24 protein-coding genes are annotated in these 23,751 nt (G+C 70.3%); 13 read left to right on the top strand and 11 right to left on the bottom strand.

Features of this window, described 5'->3' with window-relative positions; genetic code table 11:
- Positions 1-44 precede the first annotated feature (44 nt).
- The 4 genes from ACESK8_RS01060 to ACESK8_RS01075 are packed head-to-tail and all read right to left on the bottom strand — an operon-like array spanning position 45 to position 3,049.
- Positions 45-1,094 (bottom strand): sulfate/molybdate ABC transporter ATP-binding protein, encoded by a 1,050-nt coding sequence (locus ACESK8_RS01060; protein ID WP_372966919.1) that lies wholly within the window; start codon positions 1,092-1,094, stop codon positions 45-47.
- Positions 1,091-1,879 carry a molybdate ABC transporter permease subunit gene (gene modB, locus ACESK8_RS01065; protein WP_372966920.1) on the bottom strand — a complete coding sequence of 263 codons (789 nt, stop codon included), beginning with the start codon at positions 1,877-1,879 and terminating at the stop codon, positions 1,091-1,093. Before modB ends, ACESK8_RS01060 begins: the two co-directional genes overlap by 4 nt.
- On the bottom strand, positions 1,876-2,655 hold the full coding sequence (gene modA / locus ACESK8_RS01070) for a molybdate ABC transporter substrate-binding protein (RefSeq protein ID WP_372966921.1): 780 nt from the start codon (positions 2,653-2,655) through the stop codon (positions 1,876-1,878). Before modA ends, modB begins: the two co-directional genes overlap by 4 nt.
- Before the next feature lies 1 nt (position 2,656).
- Entirely contained in the window at positions 2,657-3,049 is a 393-nt protein-coding gene (locus ACESK8_RS01075) for a molybdopterin-binding protein (protein ID WP_372966922.1), read from the bottom strand.
- A 149-nt stretch (positions 3,050-3,198) separates the two neighbouring features.
- On the opposite strand from ACESK8_RS01075, the gene ACESK8_RS01080 reads away from it, so the two are divergent.
- The 4 genes from ACESK8_RS01080 to ACESK8_RS01095 are packed head-to-tail and all read left to right on the top strand — an operon-like array spanning position 3,199 to position 5,922.
- The gene (locus tag ACESK8_RS01080) at positions 3,199-3,969 is read left to right on the top strand and encodes a ThiF family adenylyltransferase (RefSeq protein WP_372966923.1); all 771 of its coding nucleotides are present in this window, start codon (positions 3,199-3,201) and stop codon (positions 3,967-3,969) included.
- Entirely contained in the window at positions 3,966-5,213 is a 1,248-nt protein-coding gene (gene glp, locus ACESK8_RS01085; protein WP_372966924.1) for a gephyrin-like molybdotransferase Glp, read from the top strand. The genes ACESK8_RS01080 and glp overlap by 4 nt, the downstream gene beginning before the upstream one ends.
- Positions 5,210-5,689: a cyclic pyranopterin monophosphate synthase MoaC gene (gene moaC, locus ACESK8_RS01090; RefSeq protein ID WP_372966925.1), complete on the top strand. Its 480-nt coding sequence runs from the start codon at positions 5,210-5,212 to the stop codon at positions 5,687-5,689. Before glp ends, moaC begins: the two co-directional genes overlap by 4 nt.
- On the top strand, positions 5,686-5,922 hold the full coding sequence (locus ACESK8_RS01095) for a MoaD/ThiS family protein (RefSeq protein ID WP_372966926.1): 237 nt from the start codon (positions 5,686-5,688) through the stop codon (positions 5,920-5,922). Before moaC ends, ACESK8_RS01095 begins: the two co-directional genes overlap by 4 nt.
- Positions 5,923-6,184: 262 nt before the next feature.
- Here ACESK8_RS01095 and ACESK8_RS01100 read toward each other — a convergent pair whose 3' ends face one another.
- The 5 genes from ACESK8_RS01100 to ACESK8_RS01120 all read right to left on the bottom strand — a co-directional run bounded on the left by ACESK8_RS01100 (position 6,185) and on the right by ACESK8_RS01120 (position 10,232).
- Positions 6,185-6,625: a molybdenum cofactor biosynthesis protein MoaE gene (locus ACESK8_RS01100; RefSeq protein ID WP_372966927.1), complete on the bottom strand. Its 441-nt coding sequence runs from the start codon at positions 6,623-6,625 to the stop codon at positions 6,185-6,187.
- Complete coding sequence (locus tag ACESK8_RS01105; protein ID WP_372966928.1) at positions 6,622-7,110, bottom strand: molybdenum cofactor biosynthesis protein B; 489 nt, start codon at positions 7,108-7,110, stop codon at positions 6,622-6,624. Before ACESK8_RS01105 ends, ACESK8_RS01100 begins: the two co-directional genes overlap by 4 nt.
- Before the next feature lie 40 nt (positions 7,111-7,150).
- Positions 7,151-8,770, bottom strand: a complete 1,620-nt coding sequence (locus ACESK8_RS01110) for a molybdopterin-dependent oxidoreductase (protein ID WP_372966929.1) — start codon at positions 8,768-8,770, stop codon at positions 7,151-7,153.
- A 115-nt stretch (positions 8,771-8,885) separates the two neighbouring features.
- On the bottom strand, positions 8,886-9,155 hold the full coding sequence (locus ACESK8_RS01115; RefSeq protein WP_060928277.1) for a hypothetical protein: 270 nt from the start codon (positions 9,153-9,155) through the stop codon (positions 8,886-8,888).
- 378 nt (positions 9,156-9,533) lie between these two features.
- A complete protein-coding gene (locus ACESK8_RS01120; RefSeq protein WP_372966930.1) occupies positions 9,534-10,232 on the bottom strand; it encodes a GTP pyrophosphokinase family protein in 699 nt (232 codons plus the stop codon).
- A 106-nt stretch (positions 10,233-10,338) separates the two neighbouring features.
- Between ACESK8_RS01120 and ACESK8_RS01125 the strand changes: the two genes are divergently transcribed.
- From ACESK8_RS01125 to ACESK8_RS01135, 3 genes are all read left to right on the top strand, one after another.
- A complete protein-coding gene (locus ACESK8_RS01125) occupies positions 10,339-10,698 on the top strand; it encodes a nuclear transport factor 2 family protein (RefSeq protein ID WP_372966931.1) in 360 nt (119 codons plus the stop codon).
- A 227-nt stretch (positions 10,699-10,925) separates the two neighbouring features.
- Positions 10,926-12,890, top strand: coding sequence for an APC family permease (locus ACESK8_RS01130; RefSeq protein ID WP_372966977.1), 1,965 nt, complete (start codon positions 10,926-10,928; stop codon positions 12,888-12,890).
- A gap of 199 nt (positions 12,891-13,089) precedes the next feature.
- Complete coding sequence (locus tag ACESK8_RS01135; RefSeq protein WP_372966932.1) at positions 13,090-13,680, top strand: GNAT family N-acetyltransferase; 591 nt, start codon at positions 13,090-13,092, stop codon at positions 13,678-13,680.
- A 49-nt stretch (positions 13,681-13,729) separates the two neighbouring features.
- On the opposite strand, the gene ACESK8_RS01140 is transcribed toward ACESK8_RS01135, so the two are convergent.
- Positions 13,730-14,086: a YciI family protein gene (locus tag ACESK8_RS01140; protein ID WP_060928286.1), complete on the bottom strand. Its 357-nt coding sequence runs from the start codon at positions 14,084-14,086 to the stop codon at positions 13,730-13,732.
- A complete protein-coding gene (locus tag ACESK8_RS01145; RefSeq protein ID WP_372966933.1) occupies positions 14,083-15,453 on the bottom strand; it encodes an RNA polymerase sigma factor in 1,371 nt (456 codons plus the stop codon). Before ACESK8_RS01145 ends, ACESK8_RS01140 begins: the two co-directional genes overlap by 4 nt.
- Before the next feature lie 468 nt (positions 15,454-15,921).
- Here ACESK8_RS01145 and ACESK8_RS01150 point away from each other — a divergent pair, with 468 nt between their 5' ends.
- From ACESK8_RS01150 to ACESK8_RS01175, 6 genes are read left to right on the top strand one after another with little or no spacing between them, the layout of a single operon-like run.
- On the top strand, positions 15,922-16,011 hold the full coding sequence (locus tag ACESK8_RS01150) for a potassium-transporting ATPase subunit F (RefSeq protein WP_056276367.1): 90 nt from the start codon (positions 15,922-15,924) through the stop codon (positions 16,009-16,011).
- Positions 16,011-17,696 carry a potassium-transporting ATPase subunit KdpA gene (gene kdpA / locus ACESK8_RS01155; RefSeq protein WP_372966934.1) on the top strand — a complete coding sequence of 562 codons (1,686 nt, stop codon included), beginning with the start codon at positions 16,011-16,013 and terminating at the stop codon, positions 17,694-17,696. The genes ACESK8_RS01150 and kdpA overlap by 1 nt, the downstream gene beginning before the upstream one ends.
- Position 17,697: 1 nt before the next feature.
- On the top strand, positions 17,698-19,842 hold the full coding sequence (gene kdpB / locus ACESK8_RS01160; RefSeq protein WP_372966935.1) for a potassium-transporting ATPase subunit KdpB: 2,145 nt from the start codon (positions 17,698-17,700) through the stop codon (positions 19,840-19,842).
- Positions 19,843-19,883: 41 nt separating this feature from the next.
- Positions 19,884-20,483, top strand: a complete 600-nt coding sequence (gene kdpC, locus ACESK8_RS01165) for a potassium-transporting ATPase subunit KdpC (RefSeq protein WP_372966936.1) — start codon at positions 19,884-19,886, stop codon at positions 20,481-20,483.
- Between the two features lie 14 nt (positions 20,484-20,497).
- On the top strand, positions 20,498-23,038 hold the full coding sequence (locus ACESK8_RS01170) for an ATP-binding protein (RefSeq protein ID WP_372966978.1): 2,541 nt from the start codon (positions 20,498-20,500) through the stop codon (positions 23,036-23,038).
- On the top strand, positions 23,035-23,706 hold the full coding sequence (locus tag ACESK8_RS01175) for a response regulator (protein ID WP_372966937.1): 672 nt from the start codon (positions 23,035-23,037) through the stop codon (positions 23,704-23,706). The genes ACESK8_RS01170 and ACESK8_RS01175 overlap by 4 nt, the downstream gene beginning before the upstream one ends.
- Positions 23,707-23,751 lie beyond the last annotated feature (45 nt).

The following is a 23,751-nucleotide window of genomic DNA, read 5'->3' on the forward strand; positions in this document are numbered from 1 at the left end:
CCCTGAGACGGCGTGGCGACGTGCCTTGCCGGCCCTGCGCACGGTCAGCCGACCGCGACGAACCGCACCAGCGCCGGGTCGATCCCCAGCCGTACGACGTCTCCCGCACGCGCACCCGCGCCCGCATCGAGCGAGAGGTCGACGGCGCCCGAGTCGGTGTGGACCCGCACCCCGCCCAGGGTCGGCTCGACCCTGGTCACGACGGCCGGCCACGACTCCGGTCCCGCCTCGGCGATCCGCACATCCCCCGGGCGGAACACCGCGGCGAGCGCAGCGCCGTCGGTCGCAGCGAGCGCCCGCGACGCAGCATCCGCGCTGGTCAGCCGCATCTCCCCGCGCCGCCAGCCTCCGCCGTCCGCCACCCCGACCAGACGATTCACGCCGGCGATCGAGGCGACGAAACCGGATGCGGGTGAGGCGAGCACCTCGCGAACCGGCCCCGACTGGGTGACGCGCCCCGTCTCGACCACGATCAGCCGATCGGCGAGCGCGACAGCATCCGCGGCATCATGCGTGACCGCGACGGTGGTGGTCGAGACGAGTTGATCGCGCAGCATCCGCCTGATGTCCCCTGCCGTCTCGGGGTCGAGGGCGACGAGCGGTTCGTCGAGCAGCACGACGCGAGGGGATGCGGCGAGCGCTCTGGCGACCGCGACCCGCTGCTGCTCCCCTCCGGAGAGGTCGCGCGGCATCCGATCGCCGGCACCGGGCAGGCCGACGCGTGCGAGCCAGTCGTCTGCTCCGCTCCTCGCCGCGCGGACGTCAGTGCGTGCGGCACGCGGCCCGAAGGCGACGTTCTCCCGCACGGTCAGGTGCGGGAAGAGCCGCGGCTCCTGCCCGAGCAGCACCACGCCCCGATCCATCGGCGGCGTCCGCACCCGCGGGCTCGCGACCCGATCGACGACCCGGCCCTCGACCGCGATCTCCCCGGCATCCAGGGATTGGAGTCCTGCGAGCGCCTGCAGCAGCGTCGACTTGCCCGCACCGCTGGGACCCATCACGGCGACCGTCTCACCGACGGCCACCTGCAGCGCGACCTCCACAGTGAAATGCTCCCGCTGCACGACGACGTGGGCGTGCAGGCCAGCGCTCATCGGGCGGCCCCCGGTCGCCAGCCGCGCACGAGCAGCAGCACGACGATCGCTGCGGCGAGCAGGAGCAGCGCGAGCGCGACGGCGGTTCCCTGTGTCACCCCGGCCCCGTTGAAGGCGGTGTAGATCGCGAGCGGCATCGTCTGCGTGACCCCGGGGCGGTTGCCCGCGAAGAGGGCGGTGGCCCCGAACTCGCCGATGGCTCTGGCGAAGCACAGCACCACTCCGGCGACGATCCCCGGTGCTGCGAGCGGGAGCGTGATGCGGCGCAGGATCGTCCAACGTCCGGCCCCGAGCGCGGCGGCTGTCCGCTCGTACTCGACACCGGAGGTGCGCACAGCCCCTTCGACCGCGAGCACGAGGAACGGCAGCGCCACGAAGGTCTGCGCGAGGACGACGGCCGGGGTGCTGAAGGCGATGCCGAGTCCGCCGAGCCAGCCGGCACGTCCGAACAGGTAGAGCAGAGCGACGCCGCCCACCATCGGGGGCAGGACGAGAGGCACCGTGACGACCGCTCGCAGCAGGGCGGCGGTCCGCGGCCCTGACCGGGCGATGGTCAACGCGAGCGGCACACCGATGAGGATGCAGAGCAGCGTGGCGACCATGCCGGTGCCGAGCGACAGGAGCAGAGCCGAGCGCGCGGCCTCCGACGTCACATCGGCGAGGAAGGTCGACCATTCGACGCGAGCGACGAGGGCTGCAAGAGGCAGGAGGAGGAACGCGAGGCCGATCAGCGCCGGGACGGCCAGGCTCCGTGGCGCATAACCCGGCGCTCCGGCGGTGCTCACGGCGCCCCGAAGCCGAAGTCGGCGAGGATGCTCTGGCCCTCACCCGACAGCACGAACGCGACGAAGGCGTCGGCCGCCTCGGTGTTCGCAGCCTCGGCCAGCGTCGCGATCGGATAGCGGTTGACGACCTCACCCGCGCCGTCGGGCACGATCACCTCGACGTCGTCACGGCCGATCGCATCGGTGGCGTAGACGAGCCCGGCGTCCGCCTCGCCGGCCGCGACCTTCGTGAGCACCGCGGCGACGTTCTGCTCGAGGCTCGCGGCGTCGACCGTGACCTCGGCATTCGAGAGCAGCGTCGCCGAGGCGGCGCCGCACGGCACCTCGGGGGCGCACAGCACGGTGGTGACGTCCGCCAGATCGGCGAGGTTGTCGACATCCGCGGGGTTGCCGGCCGGCACGACGATCACGAGGGTGTTGGATGCGAACAGGGTCGGGTCGACCGCGGCATCCTCGAGCTTGTCCATGGTGGCCTCGTCGGCCGAGGCGAAGACGTCGGCCGGGGCGCCCTCCAGCAACTGGGTGACCAGCGTCGACGATCCGTCGTAGACCGGGCTGAATCGCACGTCCGGATGCTCGGCGATGAACGCGTCTCCGAGAGCGTCGAAGGCCGCCGACAGAGAGGCCGCGGCGTACACCGTGAGCTCCCCGGCCACAGTGCTCTCGGATGCCGCACCGGGCGCGGCCGGAGCGGGCGACTCGGACGCGCACCCGGTCAGCACGAGCGCCGCCATGGCGGCGACGGCGGTGAGGGTTCGGCGCAGGGACGTGCGCATGTCAGGACTTCGGCACGTCGACGACGACCTGCGTCGCCTTGACGGATGCCGTGGCGAGCGAGCCGACCTCCAGGCGCAGCTCCCTCGCGGCCTCGGCGGACATGAGGGACACGACCCGGTGGGGCCCGGACTGCACATCGATCTGTGCCATCAACCCGTCGATCTGCACACGGGTCACGATGCCGACGAACCGGTTCCGGGCACTCGAGAGCGCATCATCCGACGCCTGTGCCTCCTCGGCGAGTTCCACAGCGCGCGCGGCGAGCGCGTCACCGGGGATCTCGGCCGGCACCGCGTCGGTGGTCGGAAGGAGACCCTGGTCGATCCAGCGCCGGACGGTGTCGTCACTCACGCCGAGCAGTTCGGCGGCACGGGCGATGCGAAAAGTCTGCATATGTGAGGTTACCGCAGATGCGGATGCAGATGGCCGATGAATCCGCATCCGCGGATAGGATCCTCGCTATGCGCCGCACACCCCGGAGGGCAGAGGTCGGAACCCGACTCGCAGGCCGCACGGGTGCTCCCCGGGCATAGCCTGGTGCCATGCAGCCGATCGTCGCTCCCACGCCCGCTCTCGATCCGGCTGAGCTCGTGCGCACCGCCCGGCATGCTGTGCTCGCAGGCATCGGCGAAGAAGGGCAGCGGCGCCTGGCCGCCGCCCATGTCGCGGTCGTCGGGGCAGGCGGGATCGGGTCTCCGGTGCTGCTCGCGCTCGCGGCTGCCGGTGTCGGCAGCATCACCGTGATCGACGACGACATCGTCGAGCTCACCAACCTGCAGCGCCAGCTCGCGCACCGCGTCGAGGACATCGGCCGCCCCAAGACCGCGTCGGCCGCCCGGGCGATCACCGCGTTGTCGCCGGGTGCCGAGGTCGTGACGGCATCCGAGCGACTCGACTCCGAGAACGCCGAGCGCCTGTTCGCCGGGGCCGACATCGTGGTCGACACGAGCGACTCCTTCGCGACCCGCCGCGACGTCGCCGCCGCGACCGAGGCCCTCGGCATCCCCCTTGTGTGGGGTGCCGTGCAGGAGTGGCACGCGCAGGCCACCGTGTTCTGGTCGAATCCCCCCGAAGGCCACTCGCCCGTCGTACTCGCTGACCTTTTCCCGCTCGGCACCGAGGGCGAGCCGCCCAGCTGCGCGCAGGTCGGCGTGCTGGGCGCGCTGTGCGTGCAGGTCGGCGGGATGCTGGCGGGCGAGGTCGTGAAGCTCATCACCGGCGCGGGCGAGCCGCTGCTCGGACGCCTCGCGATCATCGACTCCCTCACGGCGCGACAGCACGAGATCGCGATCCGATCGGCGGTGTCGGCATGAGCGCCGCGAACGGACCGCGCCGGTCGGTCGAGGATCAGCTCGCGCGGGTGCTGGATGCCGTACGCACACTGCCCGCCGAGACACGGGCGATCCGGGACGCCGCCCACCGCACGCTCGCCGAACCCGCGACGGCGGCGCACGACATCCCGCTCTTCGACAACTCGGCCATGGACGGCTTCGCCGTGCGGGCAGCGGATGTCGCCACGGCATCCCCCGAGAACCCCGTCGTTCTGCGGGTGGTGGCCGACCTTCCCGCCGGGGTCTCCGACGACCCGGCACTGGCCGCGGGCGAAGCGGCGCGCATCATGACCGGCTCCCCCACGCCCACCGATGCCGACGCGATCGTGCCGTTCGAGGACACCGCCGGCGGTCTCGCCGATTCACTCGGCGAGGCGCGCGTGCTGCACGCGCCGACGAAGCCCGGAGCGTTCGTCCGCCGCCGCGGCGCCGACCTGCACGCCGGCGACGCGGTGGTGCTCGCCGGCGAGCGCCTCGGAGCATTCCAGCTGTCCGCCGCCGTCGCCGCCGGGGTCGACAGCGTGGCGGTGACCCGCGCACCCCGGGTGGCCGTCGTATCGACCGGCAGCGAACTGCTCGCGCCTGGCGAAGCGGCACAACGCGGGCGCATCCCGGATTCCAACGGGCCCCTGTTGGAGCTCCTCGTCTCGGATGCCGACGCCGAGGTCGTGCTCGTCGCCCGCGTCGCCGATGACGCGGATGCTGTGCGCACCGTCACGGCGACCGCCGTCGAACGCGGCGCCGACGTCATCGTGTTCACCGGCGGCGTGAGCGCCGGCGCGTACGAACCCGTGCGCGGCGCGTTCGACGGACGGGGCGAAGTCGAGTTCGCGAGTGTCGCGATGCAGCCGGGCAAGCCGCAGGCGTTCGGCGTGCTCGACGCGGGCACTCTGGTGTTCGGCCTGCCCGGAAACCCCGTGAGCGTGGCGGTCTCGTTCGAGGTCTTCGTGCGTCCGGCCCTGCTCGCGCTGCAGGGCCGCTCCGAGATCCACCGCCCGCGCGCATCCTTCACCGCCGCGGAGGCGTGGACCACCCCACCGGGACGTCGCCAATACCTGCCCGCCGTCGTCGACCTCGCGAACAGGACCGTGCGCCCGGCGACCGCCGGCGGGTCGGGGTCGCACCTCGCCGGAGGCCTGGCCCGCGCTCAGGCCTTCGCCGTCGTACCCGCCGAGGTCGAGGCCGTCGCCGTGGGCGACGCGATCGATGTCATGCTGGTCGGATGAGCTTCACGCACCTCGATTCGGCCGGCCATGCCCACATGGTCGACGTGACCGGCAAGCAGCCGACCGTCCGCACCGCCACCGCGCGCGGATTCGTGCGCTGCAGCGCCGAGGTCATCGCCGCACTGCGCGACGGCACCGCGCCCAAGGGCGACGTGCTCGCGGTCGCCCGCATCGCCGGCATCCAGGCCGCCAAGTCGACCCCCGCTCTGCTGCCCCTCGCCCATGTGATCGGCGTGCACCGCGCCTCGGTCGAGCTCGACATCGTCGACGACGGCGTGCACGTCGAGGCGACCGTCGGCACCGCCGACCGCACCGGCGTCGAGATGGAGGCGCTGACCGCCGTCTCGGTCAGCGCCCTCGCGATCGTCGACATGATCAAGGGCCTCGACCGCTCGGTCGTCATCGAGGATGTGCGCATCGTCGCGAAATCCGGCGGACGTTCGGGCGACTGGGTGCGCGAGGGAGAGTCGCGATGACCACCCGAGTCCGTTATTTCGCGGCGGCCGCCGAGGCTGCGGGTACCGACGCCGAGGACCGCGGCGAGCGCTCTCTCGCGGAATTGCGGGCCGCAGTCGTCGCCGACCATCCGGCGCTGACCGACATCCTTCCGCGGTGCGCCGTGATGGTCGACGGCGTGCGCAGCGACGACGACCGGCCGCTGGATGACGCGCAGCTGATCGACGTGCTGCCGCCGTTCGCCGGGGGCTGACCCGCGGGCCGGCCGGCGGTCGCCCGACAAGTCACAATGCGCTTCACAAGTCCGCGGACGCAGGAAACGGACTTCCGAAGCGCACACGGACTGCGGAAGCGCTCGCGGACGCCCCACAAGTCGCCTCACGCTTCACAAGTCACCTTGCGCTTCACAAGTCACAGGACGCCGGAAACGGACTCCGGAAGCGCTTACGGACTGCGGAAGCGCACACGGACTGCGGAGGCGCACACGCCGCCACCCGGCTGACCCGAAACCCGGCTCAGCCCCCGATGCCCTTCCACGACGTGGACCCATCGGACTCGACCTGACGCTTCCACACCGGCAGCGACTGCTTGATGTCCTCGATCACCGCGCGGCACACCTCGAAGGCCTCGGCCCGGTGCTCGGCCGCGACCGCGATCACGACGGCCGCGTCTCCGACCTCGAGACGACCGACGCGGTGGCTCACGGCGACGACGACCCTGGCATCGCCGACGGCATCCGCCCCCGCCTGCTCGGCGAGGCCGCGCAGCGCGACCTCCGCATCGGGATGCGCGCTGTACTCGAGGCCGACCACGACCGTCGTCGCATCCGGGTCGTTGTCTCGCACGCGGCCGATGAACGTCGTGACGCCGCCGAGGGCCGGGTCATCGACCGCCGACAGGTGGGCCTCCACGTCGAGCGGCTCCTCGGAGATCGCCGCGATCCGCACCTCGTTCACGAGTGATCACCGCCCTCGACCTGGTCGACGACATGTCGGGCGACGGTGAGCACGACAGGAATACCGGATGCCACGGCACGCGGCGATCCGGGCAGGTTCACCACGAGTGCACCCGCGGGGTCGACGACCCCGGCGAGACCGCGGGAGAGCACCGACAGCGGGGTGTCGGTGAGACCGCTGCGGCGCAGCTCCTCGGCGAGACCGGGCACCTCCCGGGTGATCACCCGACGGGTTCCCTCCGGCGTCTCATCCCGCGGACCGACACCCGTGCCGCCGGTCGTCAGGATCAGTCGCACGCCGCGGGCGACGGCCCGACGCAGGGCGTCGGCGACCGAGGTCGCTCCGTCGGCGATGACCTCGGCATCCGGGCAGTGCCACCCGGCATCCCTCAGCAGACCGACGGCGATCGGGCCGCCCCTGTCCTCTCGTTCTCCGGCGAAGGAGCGGTCCGAGACGGTGATCACGCAGGCGGGGAGCGACGTCATGGCTCCACCCTAGGTGCTCGCCCTGCCCCTCGCACCGGCATCAGGAGACGCGGATCAGCGAGCGCTGCCACCCGGATGAGCCGTTCGGCGCGATCGGCGCACGCTCCTCGATCTGCAGGTCGCCGTTCTTGTTGATCGCCCGCACAGCCACGTAGTGCGTTCCGGGCGTGGCGTCCCACTCGAGGAACCACTGCACCCAGGTGTCCTCGTTGATCGGCGCCGACAGCGTGGCCGGAACCCAGTCGCCCTCATCGATGCGGACCTCCACCCGCTCGATGCCGACCGACTGCGCCCACGCGACGCCGGCGATCGGGATGCGACCGGCCTGGACCGCCTCACCGACCTTCGGGGTGTCGACCCGGGACGCGAACTTGATCGGTGCCTCGGCGCTGTATCCGCGGGGCGTCCAGTAGGCCTCGTCCTTGTCGAACGTCGTCACCTTGAGCTCGGTCAGCCACTTGGTGGCGGAGACGTATCCGTAGAGTCCGGGCACGACCATGCGCACCGGGAAGCCGTGCTCGAGCGGCAGCGGCTCGCCGTTCATCCCGACCGCCAGGATCGCATCGAGGCCGTCATCGATCAGCGCCGAGAGCGGCGTGCTCGCGGTGTACCCGTCGACGCTCTTCGACAGCACCATGTCGGCCCCCGACTTCACGCCGGCTTTCTTCAGCACGTCGCGCAGCGGCACCCCAAGCCATCTCGCGTTGCCGACGAGCTCCCCGCCGACCTCGTTCGAGACGCAGGTCAACGTGATGACGTACTCGTCCAGCCCCATGTCGAGGATGTCCTGGAAGCTCATCTCCACTCGCTGATCGACCATGCCGTCGATCACGAGCCGCCAGGTGCTCGGGTCGATCGTCGGCACGGTCAGTGCGGTGTCGACGCGGTAGAAGTCCTTGTTGGAGGTGAAGAGCGTGCTCAGCCCGGGGATGTCGAGCTCGGCGCCCTTCGGCACCGCCACGGTGGACTTCGGGGACGGGAGCTTCAGCGCATCGCGGATGTTCGCGACCGAGGCGACGGTCATGCTCACCGTGCGCGAGGCGATGCCGACGATCACGGCCGACACCCCGGCGATCCCGGCGAGGAGGAAGAACTGCCGACGACCCAGCGACTTCGGGGTCTGCTCTGTGGCGTCCTGGCTGGTTGATTCCTCGCTGGTGGCGGCAGCCGCCTTCCACCTCTGCAGTCGGCGGATCAGGAGGACGATGAGGATCGATCCGGCGATCGTTCCGAGCACGGGCGGCAGGAAGGCGAGGGCCGTGACGCCGGCCCTGGTCACGATCGCCGCGGTGGAGAGGGCGCCCGCGACCACCAGGGCGATCACGCCGAGCGGGGGACGCAGCAGCTGCAGGATGCCGGCGATCGCCGACGCGATCACCACCGCGAGACCGAGACCGGCCAGCAGGGCGATCTTGTCGTACTCGCCGAAAGTGGCGATCGCGAACTCCTTGAACGGTTGCGGCACGATGTCGATCACGAATCCGCCGACCGCGAGGATCGGGCTGGCCGAGCGCGCGAAGATCAACGCGAAGAGCTCGGCCGTGGCGAGGAACACGAGTCCGCTGATGACCCCCGAGAGTGCGGCCCAGAAGAAGAACCTCTTACCCCTGCTGTGCCGTGTGCCCGTGCCGCGCTCATCCGCGGTGCTGCGCTGTGCCATGGTCTGCTCCTTCGCACCGAGGACGGTGTGGTCTCGGGTTGTTCGGAGCAGACGCGCGAACGGATGGTCGCGGCATCTGATGCGTCGCGATCGGAGACGGTGCGAGAGGCGGTCCCTAGAGGCGACGTGCGGTGATGGTGTCGCGATCCTGCAGCTGCCGCAGAGTGCGCAGGCAGCGCGAGCAGAGGATCTCGACCCGGCGCGGGTGGTTCTCCCCGCACACGCAGTCGACCGTCACCCGCCACTTGGCCTTGCGGCCGCACGCGGCGTAGGCCTCGTCGTCGCCGTGGTCGCACTCGCACAGCTGTCGTCCGCGATCGAGACCCGGGATCTCGACGAGGCTTCGCTCGAGATCCGAGACCGGGGGCAGCTGCGTCTTCACCACCTGCCCATGCTCCAGGGTGGCGCGACCGCGCGCAACACCGGAGCTCTCGCGCGTGGCTGCTCCAGAACTCCGGAGATCCGGCACCGACCGCACAGAGAGAGCCCCTCAGCCCGGTTGTCGGCCCAGTTCTCCGGAGTTCTGGCGGCCCGGGCGTTCACAACTCAGCACGAACCGTCGAGAACCGACAGTTCAGCACCGAATACGGGCCCGGCACCGGCGGTCGTGCTGAGTCGTGAACGAGCGGCGTCCGGAACGGCCAGGAGGCAGCGCGCTGCAACTCCAGAACTCCGGAGATCCGGCAGCGACTGCACCCGAGCAGCCCCTCAGACGGGTTGTCGGCTCACTTCTCCGGAGTCATGGCGCGCGAGGGAACGCGGGTCAGACCTGGACGATACGCGGGGGCGGCGGCGGGGCGAGCTGCCGCTGCGGGACGCCGTGCGCCTCGCGATGCAGGCGCTCCATCCGGCTGTCGAGCTCAGCGGCGGCCTCGGCGGCGTCGGTGAGGCTCTCGACGAGGTGCGAGGGGACCTGATTGGAGAACTTGTAGTAGATCTTGTGCTCCAGGCTGGCCCAGAAGTCCATCGCAATGGTGCGGAACTGCACCTCGACCGGCACCGACAGCGCTCCGGTCGACAAGAACACGGGCACCTCGATGATCGCGTGCAGGCTCTTGTAGCCGTTGTCCTTCGGGGTCGCGATGTAGTCCTTGACCGTACGCACGGTGACGTCGTCCTGCGCGGTGAGCAGATCGAACAGCCGGTACACGTCGGCGACGAAGCTGCAGGTCACGCGGACACCCGCGATGTCGGTGATCTCGGCCCGGATGCGCTCGAAGTCGGGCTCGGCGATCCCCTTGCGGGCGATCTTCTCGACGATGCTGTCGGGTGTCTTCAGCCGGCTCTTGACGTGCTCGATCGGGTTGTACGCGTGGTGGTGGGTGAACTCGTCACGAAGGATCGAGATCTTCGTCTCGACCTCCCGCATCCCGAACTCGTACTCGCGCAGGAAGCGCTGGAACTCATCGCGGAGCTCCCGAGTCTGCTGGATGGCGTCGTCGGTGACCTGAAGGGACGTCATGCCTCCGACGTTACGCGTCCGTGATCGGAACGGGCTGTGGATCGCCGATGAGAAATCGGCGGGCGCTCTCTTGACGATGTCGGAGGCCGGGTCTACAACGGAGCACATGACCAGCGCAGGCGAGAAGTGTACCGAGGCGTACATCGAGGCGTGGCGATCGAACGATCCGGAGCGCATCGGCGCGCTCTTCACCGAGGATGCTCGATACCTGACGAGTCCCGACTCGGAGCCGCGCGTCGGTCGTCAGGTGATCGTCGACGGCTGGCTCGAGGATCTCGACGATCCGGGCACCTGGACGTTCGAGTGGTCGGTGCTGCACGAGCATGAGGGCTTCGTCGTCGTCCAGGGACGCACCGAGTACCCCGCCGAACGCGACTACCTCAACCTCTGGATCATCCGCCTGGATGCCGAGGGCCGGGCGACCGAGTTCACCGAGTGGTACATGCCACGCCCCCACGGCGGGTGACGTCCGCGCACCCCTGGCCGCGCGGCGTGAGGATTCCGTTAGGGACGCCCGAGCGCCTGTAGGGATTCCGTGAGGAAACCGTGAGAGAAGCGTGCGCGGGCGTAACGTCGCCGGACGTGTCAGATGAAACCAGGGACAACACAGACGCTCCCCCTCGCGTGAAGCGCATCCTGATCGGCGACCCTCTGACGAGCGCGCAGGTCGACGACCAGCTGCTTCCGAAGAAGATGGCGCTGCCGATCTTCGCGTCTGACGCTCTGAGCTCGGTCGCCTACGCGCCGCAGGAGCTCGTGATGATCCTGCTCATCGGCGGACTCACCTTCCTGTCGTTCACTCCTCTCGTCGCGATCGCCGTCGTGGTGCTGCTGATCGTCGTCGTGCTGAGCTACCGCCAGCTCATCAAGGCCTACCCCTCGGGCGGCGGCGACTACGAGGTGGCGTCGAAGAACCTCGGTGAGATCCCCGGGGTCATCGTCGCGGCGGCTCTTCTGGTCGACTACGTCCTGACGGTCGCGGTCTCGGTGGCATCCGGTGTCGACAACATCATCTCGGCCGTGCCGGGACTCGACCCCCTGCGGGTGGAGCTCGCGGTCGGCTTCGTGATCCTCATCATCATCGTGAACCTGCGCGGGGTGCGTGAGGCATCCCTCGTCTTCGCGATCCCGACCTACGTGTTCATCGCGTCTGTCGGCTTCATGATCGTCACCGGACTCATCCGCACGGTCCTGGGTGATGCGCCGGTCGCCTCCAGCGCCGAATTCGCCGTGCACTCCGAAGACCTCGGCCAGGCCGCGGTGATCCTGCTGATCCTGCGGGCGTTCTCGAGCGGGTGCTCCGCACTGACCGGCGTCGAGGCGGTGTCGAACGGCGTGCCCGCCTTCCGCACCCCGAAGGTCCGCAATGCCCAGACCACCCTCGTGCTGATGGGCTCGATCGCGGCGTGCCTGTTCGCGGGGCTCACGGCGCTCGCACTGATCACCGGCGTCCACTACGCCGAGAACCCGTGCGACCTGATCGGCTTCGACTGCTCGAACCCGCAGCCGAGCCTGATGGCGCAGATCGCCTCGGCGACGTTCGGCGGCGGCAGCATCCTGTTCTTCATCATCCAGGCCGCGACCGCCTGCGTGCTGCTGCTCGCCGCCAACACCGCATTCAACGGCTTCCCGCTGCTCGGCTCGGTGCTCGCCCGCGACGGCTACGCGCCCAAGTCGCTGAACACCCGCGGCGACCGCCTGGTGTTCTCGAACGGCATGATCGTGCTCGGCATCGCCGCGATCGCCGTGCTCGTGGTGTTCCAGGCGAAGCTGACGACGCTGATCCAGCTGTACATCATCGGCGTCTTCGTGTCGTTCTCCCTCGGACAGATCGGCATGGTCCGGCACTGGCGACGCGTACTGCGCGGTCCTGCCGAGACGACTCCCGGTTCGGGGGTCGACGGCGCCTCGGCATCCGATCGCCGCTCGGCGAAGATCGGCCTCGTGATCAACTCGGCCGGCGCCGTCATGACGGTGCTCGTGCTCCTGATCGTCACGATCACCAAGTTCACGCACGGCGCCTACCTGGTGTTCTTCGCGATCCCCGTGCTCGCGTTCCTGATGATGGGCGTCAAGCGGTATTACCGCGACGTCGAGCATGAGATCGCGATCGATGACACCACGAAGTTCGGCGCGACGGGCGACCTGGCGATCGTGCTCGTCAACCGCCTGCAGAAGCCCGTCATCAAGGCGATCGACTACGCGGTCGCGGCGAAGCACGGCAAGACTCTGGCGGTGCACGTCGCCGTCGCCTCCGACGACGCCGCCCAGCTGCAGAAGGAGTGGGCCGACCACCTCGTGCCCATCCCGCTGGTGATCGTCGAGTCGCCGTACCGGTCATTCGCCCAGCCGGTCACGCAGTTCATCAAGCAGTACCGCGAGAAGCACGGCTCGTCGGTCGTGACCGTCTACCTGCCGCAGTACATCGTGGGGCACTGGTGGGAGACGTTCCTGCACAACCGGCGCTCGCGCCGTCTCGCGAACCAGCTGATGCTCGTGCACGGCGTCTCGATCACCCTCGTGCCGTGGCTGCTCGACTCGTCGGAGCTGATCTACGGTCGGCGGTCGCGACCCCTCCCGGGCCAGGAGCGCGCCGGTCGCCCGGTCGTCGTCAACGGGCGCCGCGCGCATCGCCCCGAGGGGCCGCCGGAGAGCTGACCGCGGTCAGCGCGCGAGCACAGCCCCCAGGATCCCGGCGGCCTCGGCGTACGGTCTGCACACGGTGCCCCGGATCGCACAGCTTTCGACCACGAGCATGTGCGGTCCGGGGCATCGTGTGCAGATCGGGACACCCGACCAGAGCCCGGAGCGGCGGCCACACGGATGCCGGCAACCGGGCTGCTCGTAGGCTGGGGCGATGACCGATACGCCGCACACCGAGGTCTGGCCCCTCCGCACCGCTCGACTGCAGATCCGGCCGATGACCGCGTCCGACATCGACACGATGTGGCAGTGGCGGCGGCTCCCCGACGTCAACCGCTGGCTCGGACTCGCACCCGACACGATCGAGGCCTTCCGGGAGCGCTACCTCGACCCCGAGCGGCTCGCCGCGATGCACATCCTCGAACTGCTGCCGGACCCCGCGACCGCGCCCGTGCCGATCGGCGACATCATGATCAAGCTCGGGGATGCGTGGGCGCAGCTCGAGGTCGCCGATGCGGCGAAGGGCGTCGAGGCCGAGCTCGGGTGGGTCCTGGACCCCGCGCACACGGGACGCGGCTACGCGACGGAGGCGATCAGAGCGGTGATCGACGTGTGCTTCGGACCGCTGGGCCTGCGCCGCGTGCACGCCGGATGCTTCGCCGACAACGAGCCGTCGTGGCGGCTGATGGAGCGACTCGGCATGCGCCGGGAGGAGTTCAGCCGCAGGACGGCGCTGCACCGCTCGGGCGAGTGGCTCGATGGGATGAGCTACGGCATCCTCGCGGAGGAGTGGCCGACCCGCTGATCCGCCCCGTCGTCGGCGCCCCGAAGAACGCCGACGGCAGGGCGCGCGCTCAGTCCTGATCCCAGGGCAGCTTCACGACCGGCAGGATGTAGATCCGCCCCATCACGGCGGTCGGATGCTTCGCCATGAAGCTCGCGGCCTCGTCGATCGACTCCGCGGTGACGATGTCGTAGCCGGCGAACCACTCCTTGAACTCCGGGAACGGTCCGTCGGTGACGAGCACCTTCCCGTCCCGGACGGCGACCGACTTCGCCTCCTCGGCACCGGCGACCGGCGCGCCCTCGCCCAGACTCCCGGCAGACCTCCCCTCGTCCGCCCAGTCCTCCAGCAGACGCTGGTCCTCGCCCTGCGGCATGGTGCCGCCGGTCGGGTCGGTCATGTGGATCACGAGGTACTTGCTGGTCATCGGCTCTCTCCGTTCGGTGTGCGCCCGGACTCTCCGGGAGGGGATGGCGCCGCGAGATCGTCGCGACGCCGGGTCAGGTGGGCGATCTCGGCGGTGTTGTCCGCCAGGGTGATCGCCCGCTCGTACGCGATACGTGCCTCGGTCGCTCTGCCGACGGCACGCAGGAGCTCCGCACGGGTCACGTGGAAGCCGTGGAAATCCTCGAGCGGGGCGCGCAGCGACTCCACGAGCACGAGGGCCTCCTCGGGAGAGTCGCGCTCCGCGAGAGCGACCGCCTTGGCGAGGGTGACGGCCGGGCTCGGGTCGATGCGCTCCATCCGCTCGTACAGGCCGACGATCCGCGCCCAGTCGGTGTCGGCCGCGTGCGCTGCCCCGACATGCACGGCGTTGATCGCGGCGAGCAGCGCGTACCGCCCGCGCCCGGAGTCCGGCATCCGCTCGAGGAGGGCTGTGCCTTCCTCGATGAGCCCCCGATCCCACCTCGTCCGGTCCTGCTCGTCCAGGCGCACGAGCTCGCCCTCGTCGGAGAGCCGGGCCGCGGCGCGTGACTGCGTGAGCAGCATCAGCGCCAGCAGACCGGTGACCTCGGCGTCGTCGGGCAGGAGCTCGCGCACCAGGCGCGTGAGTCGGATCGCCTCGGTGGTCAGTTCGTCGCGCAGCGGCGGCGTATCGGGACCCGAGGCGAAGTGGCCCTCGGTGAAGATGAGATAGAGCACCGCGAGCACGCCGTCGATCCGGGCGCGCAGATCCTGGGCGGCCGGCACCCGATACGGGATCCGATCGTTCTTGATCTTCGCCTTCGCGCGGGTGATCCGCTGCCGGACGGCGGATTCCCCGATGAGGAAGGCCCGCGCGATCTCCTCGACCGTGAGACCGCCGACGATCCGCAGGGTCAGGGCGACGCGCGCCTCGAGGGACAGGGTCGGGTGGCAGCACGTGAACAGCAGCCGGAGGCGGTCATCCTCGATGACTCCGGTCGGCTCGGCCGGCTCGGGATCGTGCAGCATCAGCGCCTCCCGGTGCTTGGCGTCGCGGAACGACTCGCGGCGGAGACGATCGATCGCCTTGCGATAGGCGGTGGTGGTGATCCAGCCGGCCGGGTTCGGCGGCACGCCTTCCTCCGGCCAGCGCTCCGCTGCCGCGGCGAAGGCGTCGGCGGTCATCTCCTCGGCGAGATCGAGGTCGCCGCACCGACGCGTGAGACCCGCCACGATCCGCGCCCACTCCTCCCGGTACACCTGCGTGACGCGCGCCTCGACGTCGAGGCTCACGAAGGTCTCTCCATCGAGTCCCGGCTCCGCGGCATCCGTGATCTCCTCCGCCCGCTCCCGCAGAGCCTGCTCCGGCCCTGCCTCCAGGACGATCATCCCGGTTCCCCGTTCCCACGGGAAGCGATGCGGGCCCACAGGCAGCGGACGCGAGTCCCGAGTGACGGCCGCCGGACCAGTCCCGGATGCTGGAGAGCCGCGCGCCGTCGCGCGATCTGCTCGTCGGCCTCCTCCGCCTCGAGCCGGTAGACCAGGTTCGCCACCATCGGATCGTTGTACACGTCATCCCCCTGCCGTCGTGGTCGAGGACAGCCGATCGGCCGCCCTTCACCTTCACCACGAACGGCAGGGGGCGGATGCGACAGCAGCGCGGAAAGATCTTCGCAGGAGCGCAATCGTGAGCATCCCGTATGCATCCCGCACGGTCCCGTAGGCAAAGCGTGAGGATCGATATTCTGCGCCTGGGGAGAGAGTTGTATCGAGTCTCGTGCTCGACATCTTCTACATCGCGCTGACTCTCGCGCTGTTCGCCCTGGTCTCCCTGATCGCTGCGGGGGTGGAGCGACGATGATCGTCTTCGAGATCATCGCCGCCGCCCTCGCCGTGGCCGCCGTCGTCTACCTGGTCGTGGCGCTCGTCGCCCCGGAGAAGTTCTGATGGGCGCCGGCACCGAACTGTGGTTCGGCATCCTGCAGGCCGCCGTCCTCATCGTCGCTCTCGTGCTGCTGTACCGCCCGATGGGCGACTACATGGCGCACGTCTTCCGCACGCCGCGTGACCTGAAGGTCGAGCGGGGCCTCTACCGTCTGATCGGCGTCGACCCGGCATCCGAGCAGACCTGGCGGGCCTACGCTCGCAGCGTCCTCGCGTTCTCGGTCACAGGGCTCCTGCTCGTCTACGGGCTGCAGCGACTGCAGGGCTTCCTGCCCGAGTCGCTCGGGCTCCCGGCCGTGCCGGAGGGGCTCGCGTTCAACACCGCCGCGTCGTTCGTCGCGAACACCAACTGGCAGTCTTACTCACCCGAGCAGACCATGGGCTACACCGTCCAGCTCGCGGGACTCACCGTGCAGAACTTCGTCTCGGCCGCCGTCGGCCTGGCCGTGGCCGTCGCGCTGATCCGGGGTCTCGCTCGCCGCGGGTCGACCACGATCGGCAACTTCTGGGTCGACCTGATCCGCGGTCTCGGACGCATCCTGCTGCCGATCGCCCTGCTCGCCGCGATCGCGCTGATCGCAGGCGGCGTGGTGCAGAACTTCGCCGGCTTCACCGATGTGACCACCGTGTCCGGCGGCACCCAGAGCATTCCCGGCGGGCCCGTCGCCTCGCAGGAGGCCATCAAGCTGCTCGGCACCAACGGCGGCGGCTTCTTCAATGCCAACTCGGCGCATCCGTTCGAGAACCCGACCGGTTGGACCAGCATGCTCCAGATCCTGCTCATCCTCGTGATCCCGTTCTCGCTCCCCCGCACCTTCGGCCGCCTCATCGGCGACAACCGTCAGGGCTACGCGATCGCCGCCGTGATGGGAACGATCTTCCTGATCTCGACCTTCGCCCTGTCGGCCCTGGAACTCGCGGGGCGCGGCTCCGCTCCGGAGCTCGCGGGCGCGGCGATGGAGGGCAAGGAGGTGCGCTTCGGCATCCTCGGCTCCACCCTGTTCGGCAGCGCGAGCACGCTGACGTCGACCGGCGCGGTGAACTCGATGCACGATTCGTACACGGCGCTCGGGGGCATGATGCCGATGCTCAACATGATGCTCGGCGAGGTCGCCCCCGGCGGTGTCGGCTCCGGCCTCTACGGCATGCTCGTGCTCGCGATCATCGCGGTGTTCGTCGGCGGGCTGCTCGTCGGTCGCACTCCGGAATACCTCGGCAAGCGCATCGGCCCGAAGGAGATCACGCTCGCGAGCCTGTACATCCTCGTGACGCCGACTCTCGTGCTGATCGGCACGGCGCTGAGCTTCGCGGTCCCCGGCATCCGGGCGGACGTCGAGGCGACCAGCATCCTCAACCCCGGGGTGCACGGCATGAGCGAGGTGCTCTACGCCTTCACCTCGGCGGCGAACAACAACGGCTCCGCCTTCGCCGGGCTGACCGCGAACACCCCGTGGTTCAACACCGCACTGGGCGTCGCGATGCTGCTCGGCCGGTTCCTCCCGATCGTGCTCGTCCTGGCTCTCGCCGGATCCTTCGCCGCGCAGCAGCGCGTGCCGGAGAACACGGGCACGCTCCCGACCCATCGAGCGCAGTTCGTCGGCCTCCTCGCCGCCGTCACGGTCATCATCACGGCACTCACCTACTTCCCCGTGCTCGCGCTGGGACCCCTCGCTGAAGGACTGGTCTGACATGACCCTCACCACCACGCCATCGGAACAGCAGGATGCCGCGGCATCCACGCCCTCCTCCACCGAACCGCCCCGCTCGTTCGGCTGGGCGCAGCTGACCCAGGCCCTGCCCGGCGCCCTGCGCAAGCTCAACCCGGCGTCGCTCGTGCGCAACCCCGTGATGCTCCTCGTCTGGGTCGGCGCCGCGTTCACCACGGTGCTCGCGATCGCCGAGCCGTTCCTCGGCGGCCCGGCAGACTCCGGCGGCACACCCGTGCCCGCCCCCTTCACCTGGGGCATCGCGATCTGGCTGTGGCTGACTGTGCTGTTCGCGAACGTCGCCGAGTCGGTCGCCGAGGGGCGCGGCAAAGCTCAGGCCGCGAGCCTGCGCAAGACCCGCACCAGCACGATGGCCCGCCGCGTCGTCGGATACGACGCGGGTGCGGATGCCGCGGCCGACCGCACCGAGACGGTCGACGTCTCGTCGGCGGAGCTGCAGCGCGACGACATCGTGATCGTCACCGCGGGCGAGCTGATCCCGGGCGACGGCGACATCATCGCGGGCATCGCGACCGTCGACGAGTCGGCGATCACGGGCGAGAGCGCCCCGGTCATCCGCGAGTCCGGCGGCGACCGCAGCGCCGTCACCGGAGGCACCCGGGTGCTGTCGGACCGCATCGTGGTGCGCATCACCTCGAAGCCCGGCGAGACCTTCGTCGACAGGATGATCGCGCTCGTCGAGGGCGCCAGCCGCCAGCGCACACCGAACGAGATCGCGCTGAACATCCTGCTCGCGAGCCTGTCGATCGTGTTCGTCGTGGTGGTGCTCGCCCTCAACCCGATCGCGTCGTATGCGGCCTCGCCCGTCAGCATCCCGGTGCTCATCGCTCTGCTGGTCTGCCTCATCCCCACCACGATCGGCGCCCTGCTCTCGGCCATCGGCATCGCGGGGATGGACCGTCTCGTGCAGCGCAACGTACTCGCGATGTCGGGCCGCGCGGTCGAGGCCGCCGGCGACGTCACGACGCTGTTGCTCGACAAGACCGGCACGATCACGTACGGCAACCGCCGCGCGCACGAGGTGCTGCCCCTCGCAGGGGTCGACCCCGACGAGCTGCTGCGTGTCGCTGCCCTCTCATCCCTCGCCGACCCCACTCCGGAGGGCGCCTCGATCGTCGAGTTGGCCGCGGCGCACGGCATCCGGGTCGAGGAACCGGCGGATGCGGTCATCGTGCCGTTCACCGCGCAGACCCGCATGTCGGGCCTCGACCTGCCGGACGGCACGCAGATCCGGAAGGGCGCCGGATCGGCGGTCAGCGCCTGGCTCGGGCTCGGAGCGGATGCCGAACTCACCGGCCTCGTCGACGGCGTCGCCTCGAGCGGCGGCACCCCGCTCGTGGTCGCCGTGACGCGTGCGGCGGGAACCGGTGAGGTGCTCGGCGTCGTGCACCTCAAGGACATCGTGAAAGACGGCCTGCGGGAGCGGTTCGAGGAACTGCGCAGCATGGGCATCCGCACGGTCATGATCACGGGCGACAACCCGCTGACGGCCGCCGCGATCGCGAAGGAGGCCGGAGTCGACGACTTCCTCGCCGAGGCGACGCCCGAGCAGAAACTCGAGCTGATCAAGCGCGAGCAGGAGGGCGGCCGACTCGTCGCCATGACCGGCGACGGCACGAATGACGCTCCGGCGCTGGCTCAGGCCGACGTCGGCGTCGCGATGAACACCGGCACGTCGGCCGCGAAGGAGGCCGGCAACATGGTCGACCTCGACTCCGACCCGACCAAGCTCATCGACATCGTGCGCATCGGCAAGCAGCTCCTCATCACCCGCGGCGCCCTCACGACGTTCTCCCTCGCGAACGACATCGCCAAGTACTTCGCCATCATCCCGGCGATTTTCATGGGCGTCTTCCCCGGGCTCGCGGTGCTCAACATCATGCAGCTGCATTCGCCGGCATCCGCCGTCACCAGCGCGATCATCTTCAACGCCATCGTGATCGTCTTCCTCATCCCGCTCGCCCTGCGCGGCGTGAAGTACCGGCCGGCGAGCGCCTCGCAGATCCTGCAGCGGAACCTGCTCGTCTACGGCCTGGGCGGAGTGATCGCGCCGTTCATCGGCATCAAGCTGATCGATCTCCTCATCACCCTCATCCCCGGCTTCTGACCGGCATCCGTCCTCGTCCTTCTCGCATCGAAAGGCCTCCCATGTCCTCCTCCCGCACCGCCGTCCGCACGGCCGGCGTCGCCATCCGCGCGATGCTCGTGCTCACCCTCGTGCTCGGCGTCGGCTACGCGCTCGTCGTCACCGGCATCGGCCAGCTGCTGCTTCCGTACCAGGCGAACGGCTCGTCGCTGGCCGACGACAAGGGGAGCGCGTTGATCGGCCAGTCCTTCACGGATGCCGACGGCGAGGCGCTGCCCGAGTACTTCCAGTCGCGCCCGTCCGCCGCCGGCGACGGTTACGACGGAGCCGCGTCCAGCGGCAGCAACCTGGGCCCGGAGAACCCCGACCTCGTCGCGGCGATCGGCGACCGCCGGGCCGCCATCGCCGAGCGCGAGGGGGTGAGCGCCGACGCCGTGCCGGCCGACGCCGTGACCGCTTCGGGCTCGGGCCTCGACCCGCATATCAGCGTCGCCTACGCGCTGCTGCAGGTGCCTCGGGTGGCAGCCGAACGGGGCATACCCGAGCAGCAGGTGCGCGACCTCGTGGAGTCTAGGATTCAAGGGCGGGATCTGGGATTCCTCGGCGCAGAACGCATCAACGTCGCCGAACTCAATCTCGCGCTCGATGAGCAGGAGGGCTGATGACGGCAGAGCGGATGCCGCGGCGCGGCCGACTCCGCGTGCTGCTCGGCGCAGCCCCCGGCGTGGGCAAGACGTTCGAGATGCTCGTCGAGGGGCGCCGCCTGCTCGACGAGGGCCGCGACGTCGTGATCGCGATCGTCGAGACGCATGAGCGGGCGGCGACCGCGGCGCAGACGATCGGCATCCCCGAGGTCCCCCGCCGCACCGATCTGCACCGCGGCGTGCCGCTGAGCGAGATGGATCTGGATGCCGTGCTCGCGCGCCGACCCGAGATCGCGCTGGTCGACGAGCTCGCCCACACGAACACCCCCGGGTCCGCCCATCCGAAGCGCTGGCAGGACGTGCGCGCCCTGCTGGATGCGGGGATCGACGTCGTCACCACGGTGAACGTGCAGCACATCGAATCGCTCAACGCCGTGGTCGAGAAGATCACCGGCATCGCGCAGCAGGAGACGATCCCGGATGCCGTGGTGCGCGCGGCCGACGAGATCGAGGTCGTCGACCTCGCACCGCAGTCGCTGCGCGACCGTCTCTCCGCCGGTCTCGTCTATCCGGCCGAGCGGATCGACGCCGCACTCTCGAACTACTTCCGCCTCGGCAACCTCACGGCCCTTCGCGAGCTCGCGCTGCTCTGGCTCGCCGACGAGGTCGACAGCGCCCTGCGCAGCTACCGCGCCGACCACGGCATCGAGGGCACCTGGCAGGCCCGCGAGCGGGTGGTCGTCGCCCTCACCGGCGGACCCGAGGGCGAGACGCTGCTGCGACGAGGCGCGCGGATCGCCGCACGATCGGCCGGCGGCGAGCTGCTGGCCGTGCACGTGGCCACGCAGGACGGCCTCCGCGACGAGACCCCCGGAGCGCTCGCCGCACAGCGGTCCCTGGTCGAGTCGCTCGGCGGCAGCTTCCACCAGATCGTCGGGGACGACATCCCGGGCACGCTCGTGGAGTTCGCGCAGGTGGCGGATGCCACCCAGCTCGTCATCGGCGTCAGCCGGCGCGGCCGACTCGCGGCGGCGCTGACCGGCCCGGGCATCGGCTCGGAGGTCATTCGCCGATCCGGCGACATCGACGTGCACATCGTCACCCACGCCGCCGCCGGAGGGAGGGTCGCGCTGCCCCGCATCACCGGCGGCGCCCTGGGCTGGCGACGGCAGGTGCTCGGCTTCGTCATCGCCCTGGTGTTCGGACCGCTGCTCTCGTGGCTGCTGTTCACCTTCCGCAGCCCCGAGTCGATCACGGCCGAGGTGCTCGCCTATCAGCTGCTCGTCGTGGTCGTGGCGCTCATCGGCGGGGTGCGACCGGCTGTCTTCGCGGCCGTGCTCTCGGGCATCACCCTGGACTTCCTGTTCGTCGCGCCGCAGTTCACGATCACGATCGCACATCCGCTGCACGTGCTCGCGCTCGCCCTCTACGTCGTCATCGCGGTGCTCGTGAGCATCATCGTCGACCAGGCGGCCCGCCGCGCGCGCACGGCTCAGCGCGCTGCGGCGGAGGCCGAGCTGCTCGCCGCGGTGGCCGGCAACGTGCTGCGCGGCGACAACGCCGTGCTCGCTCTCGTCAGCCGCACGCGTGAGGCGTTCGGGCTCACCGGGGTGCGGCTTCTCACCGCCGACGGCGAGGTGCTCGCCAGCGACGGAGAACCCGTCCCCGACGGGCGGTCCACCTCGATCCCGGTCGGCGGCGGAGCGGCCGGCGGGGCCGGCGGCTCGGCTCCCGCCGTTCTCGAACTGCACGGCGAACCCCTCGACACCCCCGCCCGGCGCCTGCTCGACGCGATCGTCGCGCAGCTGGCGGCGGCGATCGAGCACACCGACCTGCGTGCCACGGCGCGCGAGGTCGCCGCGCTCGCCGAGACCGACCAGGTGCGCAGCGCCCTGCTCTCCGCCGTCAGCCACGACCTGCGTCGCCCGCTCGCCTCGGCCGTCGCCGCGATCGGCGGTCTTCGCGGGGCGCACTCGCTGTCGGCATCCGATCGGGAGGAACTGCTCGCGACCGCCGACGAGAGCCTCGCCACGCTGTCGTCGCTCGTGACCGACCTGCTCGACGTCAGCCGGGTGCAGGCCGGAGTTCTCGCGGTCTCGACCATGCGCCTCGACATCGCAGGCCCCGTGCTCGCGGCGGTCGACGAGCTCGGCCTCGGCCCGTCGGATCTCGAACTGGCGCTCGACGCCGAGCTGCCCGCCGTGTCGGCCGATCCGGTGCTGCTGCAGCGCGTGCTCGTGAACGTCATCGCGAACGCGCACCGACACGCGCCCGCCGACAGCCGGGTGATCGTGTCGACGAGCACGATCGGCGACCACGCCGAGATCCGCATCATCGACCGCGGTGCCGGCGTTCCCGCCGAGAAACGCGATCAGATCTTCCAGCCCTTCCAGCGGCTCGGCGACACCGACAACACGACGGGGCTGGGGCTCGGCCTCGCTCTGTCGCGCGGATTCGCCGAAGGCATGGGCGGCACCCTGACACCCGAGGACACCCCCGGCGGTGGACTCACCATGGTCATCTCCCTGCCCCTCGCGGGAGAGCCCGATCTCACGCAGGAGGAGGCGGAGTGAAGCTCCTCATCGCCGACGACGACCCGCAGATGGTGCGCGCGCTGCGCATCACGCTCGCCGCCCACGGATACGAGGTCGTCGTCGCGCCCGACGGTGCCGCCGCTGTGGCCGCCGCCGCCCAGACGCATCCCGACCTGATCATGCTCGACCTCGGCATGCCGCGTCTCGACGGCATCGAGGTCATCCAGGCACTGCGCGGCTGGACGACCGTCCCGATCATCGTGGTCTCCGGCCGCACCGGGTCTGCCGACAAGGTCGAAGCCCTGGATGCCGGAGCCGACGACTTCGTCACCAAGCCCTTCCAGGTCGACGAGCTGCTCGCCCGGCTGCGGGCGCTGTCGCGTCGAGCGGCGCCTGCGGGTGGGGAATCCACCGTCGGGTTCGGGGACGTGGTGGTCGACCTCGCGACGAAGACCGTCACCCGCGCCGGTGCGCGCGTGCACCTGACGCCGACGGAGTGGCGCATGCTCGAGCACCTCGCGCGGCATCCCGGCGCCCTGGTCACCCGTCAGGACCTGCTCAAGGAGATCTGGGGCAGTGAGCAGGTGTCGGACTCGGGCTACCTGCGGCTGTACATGTCGCAGTTGCGCAAGAAGCTCGAGGCGGAGCCCAGCGCCCCCGCGCACCTGCTGACCGAGTCGGGGATGGGCTACCGGCTGGTGCTCTGAGCCCGTCCCTCTCGGTGCGCGAGGTCAGGAGAACCGGGTGGTGCT

The sequence above is a fragment of the Microbacterium sp. genome (assembly GCF_041641055.1).
Taxonomy (GTDB): Bacteria; Actinomycetota; Actinomycetes; order Actinomycetales; family Microbacteriaceae; genus Microbacterium.